14 protein-coding genes and 5 tRNA genes are annotated in these 21,357 nt (G+C 40.3%); 7 read left to right on the top strand and 12 right to left on the bottom strand.

Annotation, left to right across the window (positions count from 1 at the left end):
* Positions 1 to 4: 4 nt before the first annotated feature.
* From PSH50_RS11760 to PSH50_RS11720, 9 genes are all read right to left on the bottom strand, one after another.
* A complete protein-coding gene (locus tag PSH50_RS11760; protein ID WP_004589597.1) occupies positions 5 to 3,088 on the bottom strand; it encodes an efflux RND transporter permease subunit in 3,084 nt (1,027 codons plus the stop codon).
* A complete protein-coding gene (locus PSH50_RS11755; RefSeq protein WP_273609640.1) occupies positions 3,085 to 4,401 on the bottom strand; it encodes an efflux RND transporter periplasmic adaptor subunit in 1,317 nt (438 codons plus the stop codon). Before PSH50_RS11755 ends, PSH50_RS11760 begins: the two co-directional genes overlap by 4 nt.
* The gene (locus PSH50_RS11750; RefSeq protein WP_273587726.1) at positions 4,391 to 5,806 is read right to left on the bottom strand and encodes a TolC family protein; all 1,416 of its coding nucleotides are present in this window, start codon (positions 5,804 to 5,806) and stop codon (positions 4,391 to 4,393) included. The genes PSH50_RS11755 and PSH50_RS11750 overlap by 11 nt, the downstream gene beginning before the upstream one ends.
* Before the next feature lie 222 nt (positions 5,807 to 6,028).
* Positions 6,029 to 6,661 (bottom strand): putative quinol monooxygenase, encoded by a 633-nt coding sequence (locus tag PSH50_RS11745; protein WP_273587727.1) that lies wholly within the window; start codon positions 6,659 to 6,661, stop codon positions 6,029 to 6,031.
* A 409-nt stretch (positions 6,662 to 7,070) separates the two neighbouring features.
* Positions 7,071 to 7,146 (bottom strand) — tRNA-Phe (locus tag PSH50_RS11740).
* A 53-nt stretch (positions 7,147 to 7,199) separates the two neighbouring features.
* Positions 7,200 to 7,275: transfer RNA gene (locus PSH50_RS11735), tRNA-Thr, on the bottom strand.
* A 57-nt stretch (positions 7,276 to 7,332) separates the two neighbouring features.
* Positions 7,333 to 7,408: transfer RNA gene (locus PSH50_RS11730), tRNA-Phe, on the bottom strand.
* Between the two features lie 46 nt (positions 7,409 to 7,454).
* Positions 7,455 to 7,530, bottom strand: a tRNA-Thr gene (locus PSH50_RS11725).
* 71 nt (positions 7,531 to 7,601) lie between these two features.
* Positions 7,602 to 7,677: transfer RNA gene (locus PSH50_RS11720), tRNA-Phe, on the bottom strand.
* 338 nt (positions 7,678 to 8,015) lie between these two features.
* Between PSH50_RS11720 and PSH50_RS11715 the strand changes: the two genes are divergently transcribed.
* Positions 8,016 to 10,790 carry a hybrid sensor histidine kinase/response regulator gene (locus PSH50_RS11715; RefSeq protein WP_273587728.1) on the top strand — a complete coding sequence of 925 codons (2,775 nt, stop codon included), beginning with the start codon at positions 8,016 to 8,018 and terminating at the stop codon, positions 10,788 to 10,790.
* 50 nt (positions 10,791 to 10,840) lie between these two features.
* Here PSH50_RS11715 and PSH50_RS11710 read toward each other — a convergent pair whose 3' ends face one another.
* Together PSH50_RS11710 and mutY are read right to left on the bottom strand one after the other, a co-directional pair.
* Positions 10,841 to 11,113, bottom strand: coding sequence for an oxidative damage protection protein (locus PSH50_RS11710; protein ID WP_004587535.1), 273 nt, complete (start codon positions 11,111 to 11,113; stop codon positions 10,841 to 10,843).
* A 33-nt stretch (positions 11,114 to 11,146) separates the two neighbouring features.
* Positions 11,147 to 12,208 (bottom strand): A/G-specific adenine glycosylase, encoded by a 1,062-nt coding sequence (gene mutY / locus PSH50_RS11705; RefSeq protein WP_273609639.1) that lies wholly within the window; start codon positions 12,206 to 12,208, stop codon positions 11,147 to 11,149.
* A 161-nt stretch (positions 12,209 to 12,369) separates the two neighbouring features.
* Between mutY and trmB the strand changes: the two genes are divergently transcribed.
* From trmB to arcA, 4 genes are all read left to right on the top strand, one after another.
* Positions 12,370 to 13,095: a tRNA (guanosine(46)-N7)-methyltransferase TrmB gene (gene trmB / locus PSH50_RS11700; RefSeq protein ID WP_096042234.1), complete on the top strand. Its 726-nt coding sequence runs from the start codon at positions 12,370 to 12,372 to the stop codon at positions 13,093 to 13,095.
* A gap of 44 nt (positions 13,096 to 13,139) precedes the next feature.
* On the top strand, positions 13,140 to 14,165 hold the full coding sequence (locus tag PSH50_RS11695; protein WP_273587729.1) for a methyltransferase: 1,026 nt from the start codon (positions 13,140 to 13,142) through the stop codon (positions 14,163 to 14,165).
* A gap of 154 nt (positions 14,166 to 14,319) precedes the next feature.
* Positions 14,320 to 15,924, top strand: coding sequence for a HAMP domain-containing sensor histidine kinase (locus PSH50_RS11690; RefSeq protein WP_138578541.1), 1,605 nt, complete (start codon positions 14,320 to 14,322; stop codon positions 15,922 to 15,924).
* 490 nt (positions 15,925 to 16,414) lie between these two features.
* Entirely contained in the window at positions 16,415 to 17,131 is a 717-nt protein-coding gene (arcA, locus tag PSH50_RS11685; protein WP_004587530.1) for a two-component system response regulator ArcA, read from the top strand.
* Positions 17,132 to 17,145: 14 nt separating this feature from the next.
* On the opposite strand, the gene arcB is transcribed toward arcA, so the two are convergent.
* Positions 17,146 to 19,464: an aerobic respiration two-component sensor histidine kinase ArcB gene (gene arcB / locus PSH50_RS11680; protein WP_273587730.1), complete on the bottom strand. Its 2,319-nt coding sequence runs from the start codon at positions 19,462 to 19,464 to the stop codon at positions 17,146 to 17,148.
* Positions 19,465 to 19,690: 226 nt separating this feature from the next.
* Between arcB and folE2 the strand changes: the two genes are divergently transcribed.
* Both folE2 and PSH50_RS11670 read left to right on the top strand, forming a co-directional pair.
* Positions 19,691 to 20,611: a GTP cyclohydrolase FolE2 gene (gene folE2, locus PSH50_RS11675; protein ID WP_055254809.1), complete on the top strand. Its 921-nt coding sequence runs from the start codon at positions 19,691 to 19,693 to the stop codon at positions 20,609 to 20,611.
* Positions 20,612 to 20,725: 114 nt separating this feature from the next.
* On the top strand, positions 20,726 to 21,322 hold the full coding sequence (locus tag PSH50_RS11670) for a DUF2726 domain-containing protein (RefSeq protein WP_024031608.1): 597 nt from the start codon (positions 20,726 to 20,728) through the stop codon (positions 21,320 to 21,322).
* The last annotated feature ends 35 nt before the right edge of the window (positions 21,323 to 21,357 follow it).

The raw sequence follows: 21,357 nt of genomic DNA, 5'->3' as shown, positions 1-21,357 counted from the left end.
TTATTTATCTAAACCAGCTTTGAAAACGCTCCATCAGCATATAGTTTACTGGCACTAATATAAGCGTAATAAACGTAGCAAACACAATACCAAAGCCAAGGCTTACTGCCATTGGAATTAAAAACTGTGCTTGTGTCGCCTTTTCAAATAGTAGCGGCATTAAACCAATAAAGGTGGTTAAACTTGTGAGCATTACTGGGCGAAAACGTGCAGCCCCTGCAAGTTTAACCGCATCAATAATTTTGCCGCCTTCACTGCGTTTTTTATTAATAAAGTCGACCAACACAAGTGAATCGTTAACCACCACACCAATAAGTGCCAACATACCAAGTAAGCTCATAATGGTTAACTCCATCCCCATAACCCAGTGCCCTATTACAGCGCCTATCATGCCAAACGGAATAACGCTCATTACAATAATTGGCTGCATGTACGATTTAAGCGGTATCGCTAATAGTGAGTAAATAATAAAAAATACAAATAACAATGCCCAAGCAAGCGAGCCAAACGACTCTCTTTGCTCTTTAGCTTCACCTTCTAGCTTGTAATCAACACCTGGGTATTGCTGCATTAATTCATCTAAATACTCAGTTAGGTCGGCTTGTAGCGCGGTCATGTTGGTATTGCTTTTTTCTATGTCGGCGGTCACGTTAAGTGTGCGGTAGCGGTCTATTCGGTTAATCGTAGATGGGCTTTGCCCTGCAATTAATGTAGCTACATGCGAAAGTGGCACCGAGCCGCCCGTAGGCGTAGTAATAAGTATATTTTGTAAGTCGGCTACAGAGCGGCGCTCTTCAATAGGTAGGCGTACCATAACGCGTACATCGTCACGCCCGCGTTGAATACGCTGCACCTGCGAGCCAAAAAACGAGTTACGTACTTGGTTTGCTACATCAACTCGGTTTAAGCCTAAAGCAAAACCTTGCTCGGTAAGCTCTATTTGCAACTCTTCTTTACCATCAGACATGCTATCGGCAATATCAAATACGGTTGGGTAAGTACTTAAGCGCGCTTTAACGCTTTCGGCAATTTTTTGTAACGTATCGAGCGATGTACCACTTAACTGCACATCTATAGGGTCTGAGCTGCGTCCTATTTCGGCCCTAAAGGTTACGCTTTCGGCGCCAGGAATAATCCCTATTAAATCGCGCCACTCACTTACCAGCTCGCGTGAGCCAATGTCTGAGTCACGGCTCTCTGCAGGGGTTATTTCAAAGCGCACACTGCCTGAGTTAGACACGCCACCACGCCCACCTGTTGAGGCTAAAATATTTAATATAACGCTTTCGCCGGTATCTTCATCGCGGTATTTGTCTTGCAATAACTGCGCTTTTTGCGACATATCCATTACATACTTATTGGTAACTTCAAACGGCGTGCCTGTTGGCAAGGTTAATGTTACTCGTACGGTTTCGCTTGGGATACGCGGAAAAAATACAAACTTAGTCCAACCACTGGTTATTAAAGTTAAAATTATAAAAAACACACCAACAAACAAACTCACCGTCGCTAATTTATAGCGCAATGCTTTAGCTAAAATAGGCTGATAGTATTTTAAAATAGCGCTTTCAAATCCGTCTGCAAAACGCTGCTGAAGTACTTCAAGCTTTGATGATTTTGTTTTTTGATTACGTAGTTTTATGTACTTTAAATGAGCTGGCAGCACAAACTTAGACTCAATTAACGAGAACAGTAATACCGGAATAACCACCACCGGAATTTGTGCAAACAAGGCACCCCGCGCGCCTTCAATAAACGCTAAAGGTAAAAAGGCCGCTACGGTTGTTAGTACCCCAAAGGTAACTGGTGTTGCAACTTCTTGCGTGCCTAAAATGGCAGCTTGTTCGCCCGACTCTGCGGTTTTTAAATGAGTATAAACGTTCTCCCCCGTTACTATGGCGTCATCCACCACAATACCCAGTACTAAAATAAAGCCAAATAAGCTCATAATATTAAGGGTTACACCAAAAATAGGCATCGCAATAAATGCGCCCATAAACGAAACAGGAATACCAATAAACACCCAAAATGCAATGGCTGGGCGTAAAAATAGGGTTAGCAAAGCCAGTACTAAAATACCCCCTTGTAGGGCGCTGCTGGTTAGCGTAGCAATACGGCTTTTTACAACTTGAGAGTCGTCATCCCAGTAACTTAATTCAAAACCTTGTGGTAAGGAGCTTTGCTTAGACTCTATGTAGTTTTTTACATCATCTGCGACATCTATCGCACTTTGCGGCCCTATGCGGTATACATCTATAAAGGCGGCCTGTTTACCGTTAAAACGTGTACGTACAGGGGTCTCTTCAAAGTCATCATTAATGTTTGCTATATCACCTAAGCGTATTACTGTACCGTCGCTTTGATTTTTAACTACAATGTTTGCAAATTCATCTTTTCGGTAAGCTTGCCCTTTTGAGCTTATAAGTACATCGCCCCCTTCTGTTTTTAAATTACCAGCCGAAATATCAGAGCTCGACTTAGCCACAGCGGTAGATATTTGCGCAAGGGTTAAGTTGTATTGGCGAAGTGTATCTTGACTTACTTCTATGGCGAGCTCGTAATCGCGTACACCACTTAGCTCAACCTGCGTTACATTCGGAAGGCGTAAAATATCGTCGCGTACTTGCTCGGCGTATTCTAAGGTTTCTTTTTCACCGTAATCGCTCGCTACGGTAACAGCTATTACTTCGCGTTTTCGCTCGGCAAGCGCCACAATGGGCTTTTCAGCATCGGCCGGAAAAGTGTTTATAGCATCTACACGGCTTTTTATATCGGCTAATAACTCGCGCGGGTCGTAGCCACTTTCTACTTCTATGGTTACCGACGCAGAGCCCTCAGATGAGCGGCTAGATATTTGCTCTATACCTTCTAAATCTTGAACGGCTTCTTCTATTCGAATGGTAACCCCTTGCTCTACATCCTCAGGGGTTGAGCCGCGCAAAGTAACGCTTACACTTATGCGATCTGTTTCAAACGATGGAAACACCTCAAGCGGTATTTGACTCGATAAACTAAATAAACCCGATAGCAGTAACGTAATAAGCAATAAATTGGCTGCTACATGGTTTTTTGTAAACCAAGCAATCATGGCTTATCTCCTTGTGCAGCGCGGCGTTTTTGTATTAGCTCTTCAACACTAATTCCCATTTCTTGCGCTTTTTTTTCTAGCTGCTCACGCGATGGACGCTTACCTTTACCTGCGCCATCTGGGCCTTTTGCTCGCATATTTTGCGTATCGGTTTCGCCTAAAATGCTTACTGCTGTGCCTGAACTTACTTGCCCAAGCGGTGTAATTACTAACTTATCGCCTGCATTAAGGCCTGTTTTTACCATAGCTTGTGTAGCATTTTGCCATGCAAGTGTAATGTTTTTACGCTTTAACAGCCCCTTTTCAACCACATACACGTAGCTGCCTTGGTAAATAGTACTATTAGGGATTATTAACGCATCAGGCACTGTTTTACCGCTAATTTGCGCAGTAATGTATTGCCCAATTTTAATTGGGTATTGGTTATTAGCCGTGGCTTTGTAAGGGTCATTTATCTGCGCAACAATATACAATTGCTGTGCGCCTTCATCGATAGCGCCTTCAGTACGTATTATTTGCCCTTGCCATGTTTGCTCGCCCACTAAGTCAGATTTAAACTTAACGAGTGAGCCGGCTTGGTTTTTACTGCCATCTCTGTATTGCTCTGGCAAACTAATATACGAGAGGTCTTTATTTTTAATTGGTAAGCGCACTTCAACGCTGTCTATGGCATAAATAGTTGCAAGTTCTGTGTTTTCGCTTACCACTTGGCCAAGGTCTACATTACGACTAAGCACACGCCCAGCGTAAGGCGCAGTAATTTGGGTGCGCTCTAAATCAAGCTGTGCTTTTTCAAGTGCGGCTTGTGCTGAAAGTACTTGTGCTTGTGCAGCCGCTAGTTGGGGCTCGCGAAGTACTAAGCTGCTCGCTTGAGATGAGCCGCCTAAACGCTTCCAATCAGTAATTGCTTGTTGGCCGCGGGCTTTTTCTTCTAACAAACTTTGCTCTGCAGTAAGTAATGCTGCTTGCGCCGATTTAACCTCAGCCTGATGATCTCTATCGTCAAGCTGTAGCAGTACATCGCCTTTTTCAAAAAAACCGCCCTCTCTAAAATCATCACTTACTTTATTAATTTGCCCAGATGCTTGAGCAACTAACAAACTTTGAGTACGCGGCTTTACCGTGCCGTAGCTATCAATAAAAATTAAGTAATCTTGTGGCTCAATCTTTTTTACCGATACGCTCACCGTGGGTTTAGGAGGTGAGCCAAAACGTTTTGCTTCAGGTGGATTACCCTTAATAAACATAACAATTAAAATGGTGGCCACCACCACTACGGCTGGGATTAAAAGTTTTGCTGATTTAGTTTTCATCGTTATTGCTCTTAGGTTCGCTTGTTGGGGCGTTAAAATCGCCGCCAAGGGCAACGTATAGGTTTATTCGGTTAGCAATTAGCTGGTTTTTTGTTTCAATGAGTGAGCTTTGCGCATCAAAAGAGCGCGACTGGGCATCAAGCACTGTAGTGTAAGTTACTAAGCCGCTTTGGTACTGCTCAAACGACAGTTGCTCTGCTGCAAGGGCGTTTTCTTGCGCCTCTAGCGTGCTTTTATAACTGGCTTGCAAGGATTGCTGCTGAGTAATTGCGTTTTCAACATCGCTGAATGCATCGTACAAGGTATCTAAATATGCTTGTTCTTGTTTTTGTGCATTTAAGCGTGCTATTTCTTCATTTGCTTTTAGCTGGCCACCATTAAATATTGGCGCAGAAATACTGCCTAATAAAGACCACGCTAAGCTTGATGGCGAGAATAAATCGCTCACTCTATCGGTGCTATCACTCACACTTGCTGATAAGTTTAAACTAGGGAAACGCTGTTTATGTGCATAGGCTAGGCCTGCATCGCTTGCTAATAACTGGTACCAGCTTGCGCGCAATTGAGGCTTGCGTGTAATTAGCTCAGAGGGAATACCGGTATTAATCGGCGAAAGAAAAACAGGCAGTTCAACCTCTGCTGATATATCGCCTTTGGGGTAGCCGCCTAATAAGCGCTCTAAAGAACGCGACGCGCTTACAAGCGTGGCTTGTTGATTAGCAATACGAGTACGCTCGTTATTAAGCTCATTACGGGCTAAATATACATCGAGTGCTTCATTAATACCTTGGCGGTAGCCTGATTCAATAATATCTAAGTTTTGCTGTGCGTTTTCTTCTCGGCGTTTATATAAATCGAGTAACTGCTGGGCGGTTACTAAATCAAACCAGCCGGTGACAACATCGGCCACCAATTGCTGCTTAGCTTGCTCAAAACTAGCTTGTTGCGCTAAGTAGTTTAGGTTGGCTTGGCGTTTAGCATCAGATAACTTACCCCACACATCTACTTCATAGCTTAGCTCTAAAGTGACAGAGCTGGCATTATCATAACTTACAGGTCTATTGTCTTTACTGCGCCTAGTTTGCGCAGATAAATCAAGATCGGGCCAAAGCGCAGAGCCTGAAATTATTAATTGCTGCTTTTGTATTTGTACATCGTAGGCACTTTGCAGCAAAGCCTGATTATTATTAAGTGCTTTATTAACAAGGTCTTCAATGTAAGGGTTTTCTAACGTTTGCAGCCATTGCTGATCTACTGCAAGTGTATTTTGTGCTAAACCATGTTGCCATGTCGCTGCAATGTCGCTGGGTGCTTGCTCGCGCTGCTGAGGGTTTAGCGTACCCGCACAACCGCTCAACAATACCAAGCTAAGAGCCAATAAAGTTGGCTTAGTTTGCCAAATCATAGTTAACCTAAATTACTGCCATTTATGAATGTAATTCAAGCACTTTGGCAAATTTTGCTCAACTTACTTTACATAACATTACATACGTTGCGATGAATTAACATAATAGTCAGTTATTATAAAAAGCGGCAGGGAATTTGGAGGGTATTTATACAAAAAAGCAAATAGCGTGTCATACACTATTTGCTAAACGGGGTAAGTAATGCTGTTAAACACTAGCCTTTAAATTTCTTTAACGAAGCTCATATATTGCTGCATATCGCCAACAACTGCTTGCGCTAATAATTCGCTTGTTTTTACTGCGTACGGCTGTTTAAAATGAATATCCCACAACGCAGATTCACTGCGCCAATGTTCATAAACAACTAATGTATCGTCGTTATTTTCAATACTATATAAATCAAACACTAAGTTACCAGGCTCCTGGCTGCGCGTTTGCGTTACATGAGTTGCGAAACGCTCAATGACTTTATTTTTAAAACTTGGCTTAATCTTAAAAATAAAAAACACAATACATATATCATCTTCAGGGTTAACAACTTTTGTATTACGCTCATGCAGCGGAGCTGGCACTGTATTTTCTAATAACATGACCTGTGGCGCCGACTGGCTGATTTCAGGCAACGCATTTAATAACGTTTGTGTGTAATCTTGTGCGCCATGGTAATCAACTGCATTTTGATCTTCAAAACGCTCATAAGCAAAAAAGACGCCTGGCTCGTTTTTATCCTGATATATACGCATCTCTATAAGACCTGTTTCGGCTTTAGCGCCTTGCTTGTCTTCTTCTAGTAGCGCTTTAAATTGTGCGATGTACTCGTCTTTAATATCAAACTTAACAATTTGCGTGATCATAATTAGCTCCAGCTTTAAATTACTGATACCAATACGCTTAATTAAGTGATCTATTTTGAGGCTTGAAAAACGTGCTGATAGCTAGGCAAAAAATTCGCTATTTAGTTGTTTTAAATTAGAATTTTTAGCGCCGGTAGCGACACGTTTAGCCCCGCAAAATGATTAAGTATTACTGCGGATTGGCATTATTAAGGCTAAAGGTACCCTGCACTTTATTACTTAAATCAATCATATTGAGTGAGTAAATGGAGTGAGTAATAACAGCACCTAACCTTTTGATGAGGTAATTATGCGCATGCAAACAAGGGAGAAAAAGAGAGGATATACCCAATTAATATGGACTGTTTTGTCCATAATAAATTTTAAGCAAAAAAAAGCCCTGCATGTGTATGCAGGGCTTTAATATAAATGGTGCCTCGACCCGGAATCGAACCAGGGACACGAGGATTTTCAATCCTCTGCTCTACCAACTGAGCTATCGAGGCACTTAAGTAGTGCCAGCTAAAGGCTATATATTCAAACCTTTAACTAAAATAAATGGTGCCGACTAACCGAGTCGAACGGTTGACCTACTGATTACAAGTCAGTTGCTCTACCAGCTGAGCTAAGTCGGCACACTAAACTGTGTGCTAAGGCACGTTCAATTTTAAAGATTGAGAACTTAAAGTAAATGGTGCCTCGACCCGGAATCGAACCAGGGACACGAGGATTTTCAATCCTCTGCTCTACCAACTGAGCTATCGAGGCACAAAAACTGTGCAATTAAATATTTAAAACATTTAATTTGAATAAATGGTGCCGACTAACCGAGTCGAACGGTTGACCTACTGATTACAAGTCAGTTGCTCTACCAGCTGAGCTAAGTCGGCACACTAAACTGTGTGCTAAGGCACGCGTAATAACGTTTAAACTATTGATTAAACACCACTACTTTAATAAATGGTGCCTCGACCCGGAATCGAACCAGGGACACGAGGATTTTCAATCCTCTGCTCTACCAACTGAGCTATCGAGGCACTTTAACAGTGCTAATTAAAAATCATAAATGATTTTTAATGCAATTCCCACTCAGCGCTATCGACTGAGCCATCTGGGCGTGCGGCGTATTAAACGAGTTTTGCCCTTACAAGTCAACTTTTTTTTTACTCTTTATAACTGTTTGAACGGTTTTCACACAACAAAGCGTGTTTTTATATACTAATGTTTATTTATCCAACAAAAACTCACAAAAAACCTTAATTTAATCAATTAAACCAGACTAAAAACGTAGTGAATTATTTTACGTAAATGATACGATTACTGTGAAAATACGATAAGGGCTTATCGTACAAACAAATACCAATGGGAACAATCAATGCAGAGTAAATTCTCTTCGCCGGTGAAAGGCTTACTGCCGCTTTTTTTAATAATTAATATTGCAGTAACAGCGCTTGCTATTGTTGCCTTTGCGTTTTATTCGCAAAACACACAACCTGCACCAGCAGCCAAACAAAAAGTAAGTATTACGCAGCTAGCACAACAACTTGATTTACCAATGGTAGATGCACTTACTATGTATGGGCAAGGCAAGGTTCGCCAGCTACTTGAGCTTACTTCAGTATTAGATGATGAGTTTGAATATACGCTCTATCGCTTTAATGCCACCTCAGAAACCCAACTTGTATATAGCAGCACTAAACCCGCTATCGAATCTAAAAAAGTAGATGAGCATTTAACTGAGCAAGGTATATTGCACCATATATTGCTTTTGAACGACCAGCCTATTGGTGAGCTAATAATAAAACAACAGTTACCAGCACCGCCTTTAACGCAGCAAGACTCGCAAGTAATAGCCTATATTATTGCAATTGTAAGCGTGTTCGCCTTATTTGCATTAGCCCTACTATTTAATACCTATATAAATACTCGCTTACGTAAAAGTAGTCATTTATTAAATGAAGAACTTCAAGCGATTACCGAAAATGGCAATTACGACAGTAAAGTAAGTGAAAAACTAGACTTAGGCTTATCTGGCGTGGCTAAAAACATTAACTTGCTGCTAGATAAAGTTAACTCAGTAATGTCTGACAAAGAGGCTGCGCAAAAAGAGCTTCAAAAATTACAAACTGGCCTTGAGAGCGAAGTACAACAAAGAACAATTGCATTAGAGCAAGCGACATTAAAAGCACAACGCGCTAGCGAAACTAAAACGACCTTTTTAGCCACTATGAGCCATGAAATTCGCACGCCTATGAACGGCGTTATTGGCACTATAGATTTATTAAGACAAACAGAGCTTGATGGCGCGCAGCATCGTTTAAGCACTATTATCCGTGAGTCAGCGTTTTCACTATTAAGTATTTTGGATGATATTTTAGACTTCTCCAAAATTGAAGCGGGTAAGCTAAATATTGACCCTACGCCTTTTTCAGTTACTGATACGATTGAAGAAGTGGCTCGCGTGCTTTCATCTGTTGCTAAAAAGCGCAAATTAGATTTAGAGCTTTCTATTGCGCCAGATATTCCAACTAATTTAACTGGCGATACAATACGGGTTCGCCAAGTACTGTATAACCTATGTAGTAATGCAATTAAGTTCACCAGTACTGATGATAAACGCCAAGGGCACGTAAAAATATCGGTAGAAGTGGCCCATAATACGGCGGATCATTTTACGCTGCGTTTTTGCGTAACCGATAATGGCAAGGGCATGACCCAAGCGCAACTGCGAGAAATATTTAACCCGTTTGTGCAAGCCGAAAACTCAATTACCCGTGAATACGGCGGCACTGGTTTAGGGCTTTCTATTTGTAAAAGTTTAACCGAGCTTATGCTCGGTACTATTAATGTAACTAGCCATGCAGGCATTGGTAGCGAATTTACCGTTGAGCTTCCATTTGGGACCTCAGGAAAAATTAAGTACGCACATAAAAATGCGCTCAATGGCAAACATGTAGTGGTAGTGAGCAATCATTTAGAGCGCGAAAAAGCAATGTACCGCTATTTATCATTTATGGGCGCTAAAATTACCTACGTGCACAACCAGCAAGAAATAGAAGCTCAACAAGAGCAGCACGACATTATCTGGGTTGTCGATGGCATAGATGATATGGAAAAAGTTAACTCTTTACTGCGTCATCTTATTTACTCACTTGAAGATAACAATCAACAAGTGGTGGTATTAAGTAAGCTTGATGAAGCCGCTATAAACCATAAAAATGTATTTTATATTAATGCCTCACCACTTTGTAAATCTAACTTTATGATGTCGATATTGGTAGCAGCAGGCTTGCATCAACCTAAACAAATTAAAAAAACAAAAACACTCAACAATTATTTAAATGTTGAACAAGCACGCGATGCAAATAAACTCATTTTATTAGTAGAAGATAACTTACTAAACCAGCAAGTTTTAACCGACCAACTGCATATACTAGGCTATGGCGTTGAAGTAGCAAATAACGGTGAAGAAGGTTTAGATATGTGGCGTCAAAACAATTACTCGCTCATATTAACCGACTTACATATGCCAAAAATGTCAGGTTACGATATGGTTGAAAAAATTCGTGATGAAGCCGAGTTGTTAGATTCTATAGACGCTCAGCCTTATATTATTGCGGTTACTGCCAATGCGCTCAAAGGTGAAAAAGAGCGTTGCCTGGCGGTAGGTATTAATGACTTTATTACTAAGCCTATAGAGCTTAATGCCTTAGAAGATACCTTAAAGCGTTGGTATGATAAGCATAATAAAGACCAAACTGTTGTTATTCATCAAAAGCCAGCCATGCCTATTAATATGGACGCGGTATCTACTTATGTAAACGGCGACGAAGCCAAACAATTACGCTTTTTCAAAATGTTTTTAGAGCAAAGCCAAAGCCTAATTAAAAGTATTAATTCCGGCGTTATGGTTAATGACAGAGACGAGATAAGCAGTGCTTGTCATCAGCTAAAGGCTATCTCTAAAACTATTGGTGCAGAGGCCGTTGCGCAATGTGCAGAAGAGTTTGAAGAGAAGTGTCGAAATGCAGAGCTTGATACTGATGAGCTAATAGCGCAAAGAGATACCCTTGAAATTGAATACTCTAAAGCCGCACAGTTTTTAAAAGAGCAAGTGCGCTCAGCGAATACTGATGAAGAAACGCTATAAAATATAGCTATAAAAAAGGGCTATATAGCCCTTTTTTTTATGCCTAAAAATTACTTTTCAGGAGGTCGATAACCTTCAATTTCTACGTCTTTGTCTTCAAACAAAAAGCCAACCATTTGCTCTTCTAAAAACGTACGGTGCTCTGGGTCCATCATATTTAAATGCTTTTCGTTAATTAGCATAGTTTGCTTATGCTGCCACTGGCCCCATGCTTCTTTAGAAATATTATTAAAAATTTTCTCGCCTAGTTCACCAGGGTATAACTGAAATCCAAGCCCTTCGGCTTCTTTTTGTAACTTTTGACAAAATACTGTACGTGCCATAATTGACTCTCTTAAGCGCTAAATGCTAATAGTTTAACCTATTGGGCTCATTTGTTTAACCAACTTTTTAGTCGGTGCGGCTAAACCCACCTCTATAGATTGATCGAGTGGGTACCACACAAGTTGTTTATCGTTTACTACATCCGGTACGTTATTAATATTAAGCACATGTGGATTTATTGTCAGCTCAAAATGCGAAAACACATGAGTAAAAGGCGTTAGCTCTTCCAGCTCAGTTTTTAAGCCTTGCTGATTTAAAAATAACACCATTTCGCTGTATTCGTTGAACTCAAAAAAGCCAAACAGACCGCCCCAAATACCGCTGCTTGGGCGCTTTTCCATTAAAACTTTCTCGTTATGTTGAATTATTAACTGATGACAACTCTTTTTAGGAACCGCTTTTTTAGGTTTAGAATGAGGAAACTCTTTAACCTTACCGGCATTAAACGCACCGCAATCGCTATTAAGTGGGCACGCTTGGCAGTCAAAGCGACTGCGAGAGCAAAGGCTGGCGCCCAAGTCCATCATGGCTTGGTTAAACTCAGTCACATTGTTTTTAGGGGTTAACTGGGTAGACAAATGCCAAAGTTGGTTTTCTACTTTTTTTACCCCATACCACCCTTCAACCATAAAATAACGGGCAAGCACTCGCTTAACATTACCATCTAAAATAGGGTGGTGCTGGCCAAGCGACAGCGATAATACCGCACCTGCGGTAGAGCGCCCTATTCCGGGTAAATCCATGGCTTCTTCAAGTGTAGTTGGAAATTTACCTTGGTATTTATCTCGCACAATTTTGGCCGTTTTATGTAAGTTACGTGCCCGTGCGTAGTAACCTAAGCCAGTCCAATGATGCAGCACTAAATCTTCATCTGCATTTGCTAAAGCAATGATATCTGGGAAGCTTGCCATAAACTTTTCAAAGTATGGAATAACCGTAACAACTTGCGTTTGCTGTAACATTACTTCTGACACCCACACTTTATAAGGTGTTTTACCTAGTTGCCAAGGCAGTGTTTTACGCCCATGAAGGTGATACCACTGAACCACTTGGTTAGCAAATTTGTCTGACTGCTGTTTATTTAAATCCAACATATACTACTTTTACTCATGCTCAATAGCGGCTCAGTCTATTGCAGTTAATAAAAAGATCAAGCTATGAAGGCGCTATAACACGCTAATACTTGTGATTAGCTGCGTGGTCAGGGATAATACGCAACCATTTTTAAACACATTGTTTTTGTCAGGCCAATAATATGAGTGAATCAAGTAACAACAACCTTGAGCAAGCTAAGCAAGAAGGTAAGTATATCCGCACAATTCGCAGTTTTGTAAAACGCGAAGGCCGCTTAACTAAAGGCCAAGCTGCCGCAATTGAAAAATGCTGGCCAACTATGGGGCTTGAGCATAAAAACGGCCTACTCGACTTAGCTCAAGTATTTGGCAATAACAATGATGTAGTATTAGAAATTGGTTTTGGTATGGGCAAGTCATTAGTTGAAATGGCAAAAAATGCACCGCACCTAAACTTTATTGGTATTGAAGTACATCGCCCAGGCGTTGGCGCATGTTTAATGGATGCAGATGAAGCCGGTGTTACTAATTTACGTGTATTTGAGCACGATGCGGTAGAAGTGCTCGCTGACTGCCTTGCAGATGAAAGCTTAACAACGCTGCAATTATTCTTCCCTGATCCATGGCATAAAAAGCGTCATCATAAACGCCGTATAGTGCAAACAGAATTTGCTGAAAAACTGCGTAGCAAATTAAAAATTGGCGGTGTTTTTCATATGGCTACTGACTGGGAAAACTACGCCGAGCACATGCTAGAAGTTATGCAAGCAGCGCCAGGCTATAAAAATCAGTCATCTACCAATGACTACGTACCTCGCCCTGATTCGCGCCCACTAACTAAATTTGAACAGCGCGGCCACCGTTTAGGTCACGGCGTATGGGACTTAATGTTTGAGCGCACAAAATAATTACACCAATTTACTAATCAATAATTTGTAAGGCAAAGCCATTTATGAGCGTATTAACCAACCCAAGTTTACTGTTACTTCGTAATAGCGAAGAACTAGTGGGAAAATCTATCTTGGTGGTCAACTTTGTTCAAGATGGCTTTTTAGCAGAGCTAAAGCAGCTAAATCCTCAAAGTGCCATCACCGCATTTAGTTATAACCATGCTAATGGGGAATTTGCTAAAAAAATAAATGGCATAAACGTGTGTGTTAACCATGAAATGGCCGCCAACGATTACGATTTAGTCATTCTTTACTACCCAAAATCAAAGCCTGAAGTATTAATGGCACTTGATAATATTCGCGCCGTGATTAACGAAAAAGCACAGCTACTTGTGGTAGGCGAAAATAAAAGTGGCGTTAAATCGATAGAAAAACAGCTCGCGGGCAAAGCGCAGTACAGTAATAAAATTGACTCTGCTAAGCATTGTATTTTGTTTTCATTTGAGCAACTAGAGAACAGCCCAACCTTTGAGATTAGCCGCTACCATAAAACGTTTAGAGTAAATGTAGCCGGAGTAGAGTTTGATGCTATCAGTGTTCCGGGTGTATTTAACCACGGCGCTTTAGACGCTGGCACAAAAATGTTGCTAGAAAATGCCCCGACCACTAAACAAGGTAATGTACTGGATTTTGGCTGTGGTGCGGGCTTAATCGCCACTTTTTTAGGTATTAAAAACCCAGCACTGACTTTTACTTGCAGCGATGTGAGCGCACTTGCAACTTATGCTACTGAGCAAACATTAAAGCTTAATAATATTAAAGGCGGCACAATTTTAAGTGATGGCTTAAAAAGTATTAGCGGCAAGTTTGATTTAATAGTTAGTAACCCGCCTTTTCATACTGGCATAGCGACCGACTACACAATTGCAGAAGCATTTTTATCAAATGCTAAGCAGCACTTAACCAAGGTAGGAAAGCTAAGCATAGTGGCTAATAGCTTTTTAAAATACCCGCCAATTTTAGAGGCGCAGTTTGGTAGCTTCCACACTGTGTACAAAAATAACAAATTTGCCGTTTACAGTAGCTAACTAATTATACTTAATTAGGCTAAGTGTAATTAATACTTAGCCTAACTTTCGAATAAATATCAGAATTAATTTCACTATTTCCCTTCACTTTCTATGGTTTTTGCTAAACTAAGGTTCTAAATATAAATATTCATGCTTAGGCGATGCAGCAATAATGCCAAAAAAAGTACATCAAAAAAGTATTCGAAAAGCGCTGATCAACACCATCATGCTTATCACTGCTATTTGTTTAACTTTATCGGTTTCAATTTCCACTTATATGAGTGTAAAAGAACAAAAGGAACTGATCATAAACAAGCTCGTGATCCTTTCCGATATTGTTGCTTTTGATGCCGCAGGTTCATTGGTAAAAGACGACAGAAAAACAGAAGAAAAACGCCTAAAGTCGTTTGATAAAATCCCTCTTGTTAAAAACATTCATATTTACGCAATAGAAAAAACATCGAGTAAACCTGTATTTTTTATTAGCTTTAATGCTAAAAAAACCCCACCTGTTCCGCTGCGAGTAGACAGCATTAAAGAGCTTAACGAGCCAAGAGTGACCAACAACTACATTGAGCTAATAACACCTGTACTTAATAACGAGCAGGTGGTGGGTTACGTTTACATGCGTGGTAGTTTAGAAAGCCTAGATGAATTTATAAAACAAAAAATTATTATAGATATTTTCCTTACCCTGTTTATTTTGTTTTTTGTGTACTTTATAGCGATAAAAACACAAAAAAGTATCGCTAACCCTATTGAACACTTAAGTGTATTGCTACAAGACGTATCAAAAAATCATAACTATGACGTACGCGCACCCAGCACCAGCGTAAAAGAGGTTACAGCCTTATCAAACAGCTTAAATATCATGCTTACTCGCACCCGTAAGCAAATAGAACGTCATGAAAAAGACAAACTAGAGATAAAACAACTCAACCAAAGCTTAGAAGAAAAGGTAAGCCAAAGAACAATAGCCCTGCGCGAAGCAAACCAAGAACTGCTTTCTACCCTTGAGCGAATGCACCAATACCAAGAACAAATAGTAGAAAACGAAAAAATGGCCTCTTTAGGGCAAATGGTAGCCGGCGTAGCCCATGAGGTTAACACCCCAATTGGCCTAGGTATTACTGGCTCAACCTTGCTGCGCGATAAACTTGCCGATATTCAGCTTAGTTTTGATAATAAGTCTCTTACTTCTAACCAATTAAAACGCTTTATTGACGAAGGTATCGAAAACCTTGATTTAATTTATAGAAACCTAAATCGTGCGGCCGACCTTATCTCTAACTTTAAAAAGGTAGCTGTAATTCAAGATGATGGGATTAAAACCCATGTAAACATCCATAGGTTAATATCTGATGTGTTAATGTCGATTCAATCAGAGTTAATAAAGTCAAAGCCTAACGTTGTGATCAATTGTCCGAGTGATTTAACCATTGAAAGTAAATCTGAGCCACTACAACAAATATTCCAACAGCTTATTTTAAACTCTGCCATTCATGGTTTTAGCAATAGCGAAAATAACGAAATTAAGTTTGATATAGAAATAACAGGCCCACAAATAAAAATAATCTACACAGATAACGGCCAAGGCGTTGATAAAAATGTCAAAAACAGGATATTTGACCCATTTGTAACCTCTAAGCGAGGCCAAGGGGCAAGTGGTTTAGGCATGCACTTAGTGTACAACTTGGTAACCCAAGCGCTGGGTGGGCATATACTGTATGACCTAGATGCAAAACCCGGCGTACGCTTTGTTATTACAATTCCATAAAAAGTGTTTAAAAAAAGAGTATTTATTTACGCTTTTTACTTGAATTACCATTTAATGACCTTATAGAGAGAGCATGTGATATTTCATGTTTAATTATTTAACTTGATCTAATAATTAAGCGATACAATTTCTGAACTTTATTGCTTTTGCAGTATCACATACATTGATGAAAGGTTATAAAATGATATAATTCCGTTTTGAATTTGCGCGATTATTTTTAGTACCTTTAAGCGATTGGTGGATGTATCAATTATTAAAGGAAATGGCTTCGTTTTCATAATTCAAAAAGCTGCATCCGTTATATATCATTAAACAGTAGTTTTTGCACAATGCCTTTTGGTTAGTTTGGAACACCCCTACTGTTTTATTTTTATCCAACTTGTTTTTTCTTGTTAACATTTGGGTATAATCCTATAATCTCTAGTAATCGAATTATTTAGTTAAGATTCGATTTTTTGTAAATAAAATATTCCAAAAAGGTTAATTAATAATGCAAACGCCAGTCATTCTAATCGTAGAGGATGAAGACGTAACTCGACTAAACCTCGTGAGTTTATTTGAAGCTGAAGGTTACAAAGTTATTGAAGCCATTGATGGCGATGATATGCATGACAAGCTTACAAATAATGATGACGTCAATCTTGTAGTTATGGACATCAACCTACCGGGTAAAAACGGGCTAATTTTAGCACGTGAATTACGCCAAAAACGTAAAGTCGGTTTAATCTTTTTAACCGGCCGTGATAACGATGTAGACCGTATTTTAGGTTTAGAAATTGGTGCTGATGATTACATCACTAAACCTTTTAACCCTCGTGAATTGACTATACGCGCTCGCAACTTAATTACCCGTACAGCGCTAGGCGGCGAAGAGTCAGTGCTAGAAACCAACGGTGTAATTACATTTAATGGTTGGGAACTTGACGAAAACAGCCGTTGTTTAACGTCACCAAATGGTGATGCTAAGCGTTTACCTAAAGGTGAATACAGAGCGCTGCGTTTAATGCTTGATTCTCCAGGGCGTATTTTTAGCCGTGAGCAACTTATTAAGCATATGACTGGCCGTGAGCTTCGCGCTAATGACCGTACAGTAGATGTAACGATTCGTCGTATTCGTAAGCACTTCGAAAGTGATAATTCTACTTCTGAGCTAATCAGCACCATCCATGGTGAAGGTTACCGCTTTATTGGTAAAATCGACGCTTAATTAGAGTAAACCGCTTACTCTAATAATTGTAAAAACGAATGAAGGGCAATTTGTCCTTCATTTATTTTATCTGCCAATATACCTAACCATTCTTTTAGTACTTCATCTGATTCATCAAGCGCACCGTGTTCCATCTTTTTAGCATGTAACTGTACGTCGTTTAATCCTACAGAGCCCGCAGCACCTTTAAGCTTATGCGCCACCGATTTGTACTCTTCCCTGTCGTTTTCATTTAACGCGCTTTGCAGCTCTTGCTGATATTGCGGGTTTAGTTTTTCAAACAAACCACTGCTGCGCTTAAATACTTCAAGCCCCATAGAGTTTACAAAGTCTTCAATGGTTTCAACATCAAGCACACCTGCATTAATGCCCTCAAGCGCTTCTTTACTTACCGTTAGCAGCGGTTTGTCAGATCCACTTTGTTGAATATCAAACAGATCAGCCAGCATTTTATCAAGCTTTATTGTATTAATGGGTTTAGCAAGCGCCCCTTGCACCGAAATACCTTCTAAGTCTTCTTCGGCGCTACGTACATTCGCTGTAAGCGCAACGATAGGTAGTTTATCAAAATGGCTATCGGCACGTATTTGTCTTGCCACCTCATCACCATTTATATCAGGCAGTTGCATATCAAGTAGTACTAAATCTAGCTCGTCTTCGGTTTCTACAAACGAGAGTGCATCTTCACCTGTTTCGGCCCAAATCACTTCATGGCCGCGCTGCTCTAACAGGTTAGTCGCAATTTCAGCATTTAATGGCACATCCTCTACAAGTAAAATATATAAACCTCTACCTGCATAGCTTTGTTCGGTAGGCGCTACACATAAGCTAAGCGGTATGTGTACTGTAAAGCAGCTGCCTTCACCTTCTGTACTGGTTACCGAAATAGTGCCTTTCATTGCACTGACCAACGCTTTGGTTACGGCTAAACCAATGCCTGAGCCAATCGCGTTTTTACCGCTTAAATCTGGGGCTTTGTAGTACATATCAAATATGCGCGAGAGTTGATCCTCTGGGATCCCCTGCCCTGTATCTGATATTTTAAGTTCAAGCCACGGCCCGTCGTTACGCTCTTCTCGGCTACATGTGAGTTTTACCTCGCCATGCTGGGTAAACTTAACGGCATTATTAATTAAGTTCCATACCACTTGGCGTAAACGCGTTGGGTCTAGGAGTGCATAAACATCTAATGTGCCATTTCGCTCAATTGAAAATTCAAGCTCTTTTTGTTCAGCAATTAAGCCGGCAAAGTTCACTACATCGTTAATAAAGTCTGAAACGTTAATAGAGTCGGTTGCTATATCTAACTGCTCTCGGTCTATTTTATCTAAATCTATAATATCGTTAAAAATATTCCCTAAGGTTTCAGCACTCGAAAACACCGTATTACACCAACTGCGTTGCTGTTTATTAAGCTCTGTATCAAGCAGCATGCGGGTTAAGCCTACAATGCCATTTAATGGCGTGCGCAGCTCATGGCTAAGCGTTGCTATAAACTTACCTTTATCCTTATAGGCTGTTTCAAGCGCTTGTGCTGCTTCTTTACGACTGGTTATATCACGGCCAAATGCAAGCAAACCTATGTAGTCACCTTGATCGTTTATAAACGGTAATTTACGCAGCTCAAACCAACGGTTTTCGCCATTAACCATATATTCAACATCAATTGTCAGCGCTTGATGCGTTTGCTCGACTTGTTTATCGGTTCTGAGTACTTCTGCTAAAAAGTAGCTTGGGAAAATCTGCTCCACTGTTTTACCAATTAGTTCAGCGCTGGTTTTGCCCATAACCTCTTCAAACATTTTATTACAGCCGGCAAACACGCCGTTGTTATCTCGGTAATAAAATAAATCGGGGGAAGAGTCGACAATAGAGCGAAGGAGCATGCCTTGCTGAGCAAGTTCTTGTTGTGTTTTTTTACGCTCTGCTATTTCGCGGCGAAGCTCTTCAATGGCGCGATGCTTGGCATGAAAAGCCATTTTTCGCTCATCTATTTCAATGTTGAGGCGGTTGATATTATCTTTTAACGTTTGATTTAACAGCTTTTCTTGTTTTGTGGCGCTGTCTAAATAAGCGTATGAGGCATCTAATTGTCTAATCGAGTTGAGTAAAATACTGATCATAAAAGGAGATACAACCGCGGTAAAAAATACCACTGCTAAAATATCAACTAAATTAACCTCACCCAGTGCCACATAATAAAACATACTCGACAATATAAGCGACACGCCTAATAAAAGCGCGTAGCACATTGCCGCGGTTTTTAACTCACCAAAGCGAGTTATTAAACTAGAAAGTACTCGAGCCCAAGGGCTCAAAGAAGAATCGGTCATAGGTCAGTGTATCTCGTTACTAGGCATAAATAAAAAGTGCCTATTAATAGTCAAACGCATTTTGCAGCAGATTTTAGCATTTTTCTATTAGCTATATTCATGTTGTGCGACAAAAACAGAAAATTTTCATGTTTACTTTTGCCTACTTGTTAAACTCATCATTTCAGCAATAAATTATTTAGTGTAAAATGCTGCGCTTTATTATGACCAATAACGAGTAGCGCACATGCAAACCAACATGCCCGATATAGCTGATACGGCTCCCGCCTTACAAACAGGTAAGTTAGACTGGGTTGGTATGGGCGAAATAGAACTGCCATTTATTTTTGAATCGAAAGATTTAGCACCCGTTACCGTTAACGCAAAAGCGCGTGCCTTTGTTAATTTGCATAAAGAAGACGCTAAAGGCATTCATATGTCGCGTTTATTTTTAGCGCTTGATTTACTCTCAACAGAGCAACAAGTTAACCCACAAACTTTAGCTCAAGCACTCGATACCTTTATCACCAGCCACGAAGGATTAAGTGACAAAGCCCAAATAGAGTTTAAATTTGAGTTACCGCTGCGTCGTAAATCGTTATTAAGCGGTAAAGCAGGTTGGAAAAGCTACCCAATTACCCTAACCAGCACTATTGAAAATAGCGTAATTAGCTACGAGCTAAGCGTTGATGTTACTTATTCATCAACCTGTCCATGCTCTGCAGCACTTGCTCGCCAACTTATTCAAAATGCTTTTAGCGAAAAGTTTAATCAAGAAACACTTAATCAAAAAGATGTTTTAGCATGGCTAGGTACAACGCAGGGTATTGTGGCAACGCCTCACTCACAGCGCTCAATTGCAAACGTTAAAGTAAAGCTAGACAACACAATTAGTGAATTTGACGTTGTAAATTTAATTGATACATTAGAAGCTGAGCTAAAAACCCCCGTACAAGCGGCAGTAAAACGTGAAGATGAGCAAGAATTTGCCCGCCTTAACGGTCAAAATTTAATGTTTTGTGAAGACGCTGCACGTAAAATTAAAGCGGTTCTTGAAAACGATAACTTTAGTGATTACTGGCTGCAAATTAATCATTATGAATCGCTCCATGCGCATGATGCAGTCGCGATTGCCGTTAAAGGAATTGAGGGCGGTTACAAAGCCTAACAGCCCTGCCGCATCAATAATAAATACATACGGTAATTAGCCATAACAACCAATTTTTAGGCACGTAAATTGCTTTACTTGAGCAGTGTCAATTTGTTGTTATGGAGTTACCGTATGGAATTCGCTTTATTATCAATTTTAGTATTAGTGGTTGGGGCCTCTGTGGTTGCGTCAAAATTTAGTGATGATGGCGGCAATCCCTATCCTTTTACCCGCAAACAAACCGTGTTTACACAGGTTGAGGGTGCATTTTTAAATCTTTTAGAGCGTGCGGTAGGCGATCAATACAAAATTGTGAGCCGCGTCAAACTCATCGATGTAATCGACTGCAAGCAAGGCCTTTCTGCTAAATCAAAACGTGCAGCTTTAGCTAAAGCTAAAAATAAGCAACTCGATTTTGTGCTGGTAGATAAAGAAAAAATGACGATAGTGGCTGCGGTCGATTTAGTTAACAACGCCAATAAAGATGGCCACAAAGCCCAGCGCGACTGGTTTGTAAACGGCGCTTTAGAATCCGCTGGCATTCCACATATTCGTATGAAAGTAAAATCAGGCTACCGCCCTTCTGAGGTGCGCGATGCAATTATGTTTAAATTAGGCAAACCTGCAGCGGTGCAATCGGCTCGTCCAACACGTAATCGTGTAAGTAAACCTGCGGTATTGTCACCTTCTCAGGCTAAAGCGCAAACCACTGCGTTAGCCGAAATTTAAAATAGAATTAAATACTCTCCTAAAAGTATTTAAAG

It is taken from the genome of Pseudoalteromonas sp. Angola-7 (assembly GCF_028599255.1).
GTDB lineage: Bacteria > Pseudomonadota > Gammaproteobacteria > Enterobacterales > Alteromonadaceae > Pseudoalteromonas > Pseudoalteromonas atlantica.
The sequence above is the reverse complement of the archived record's forward strand: the minus strand, read 5'-3'. Positions and strand labels throughout refer to the sequence as shown.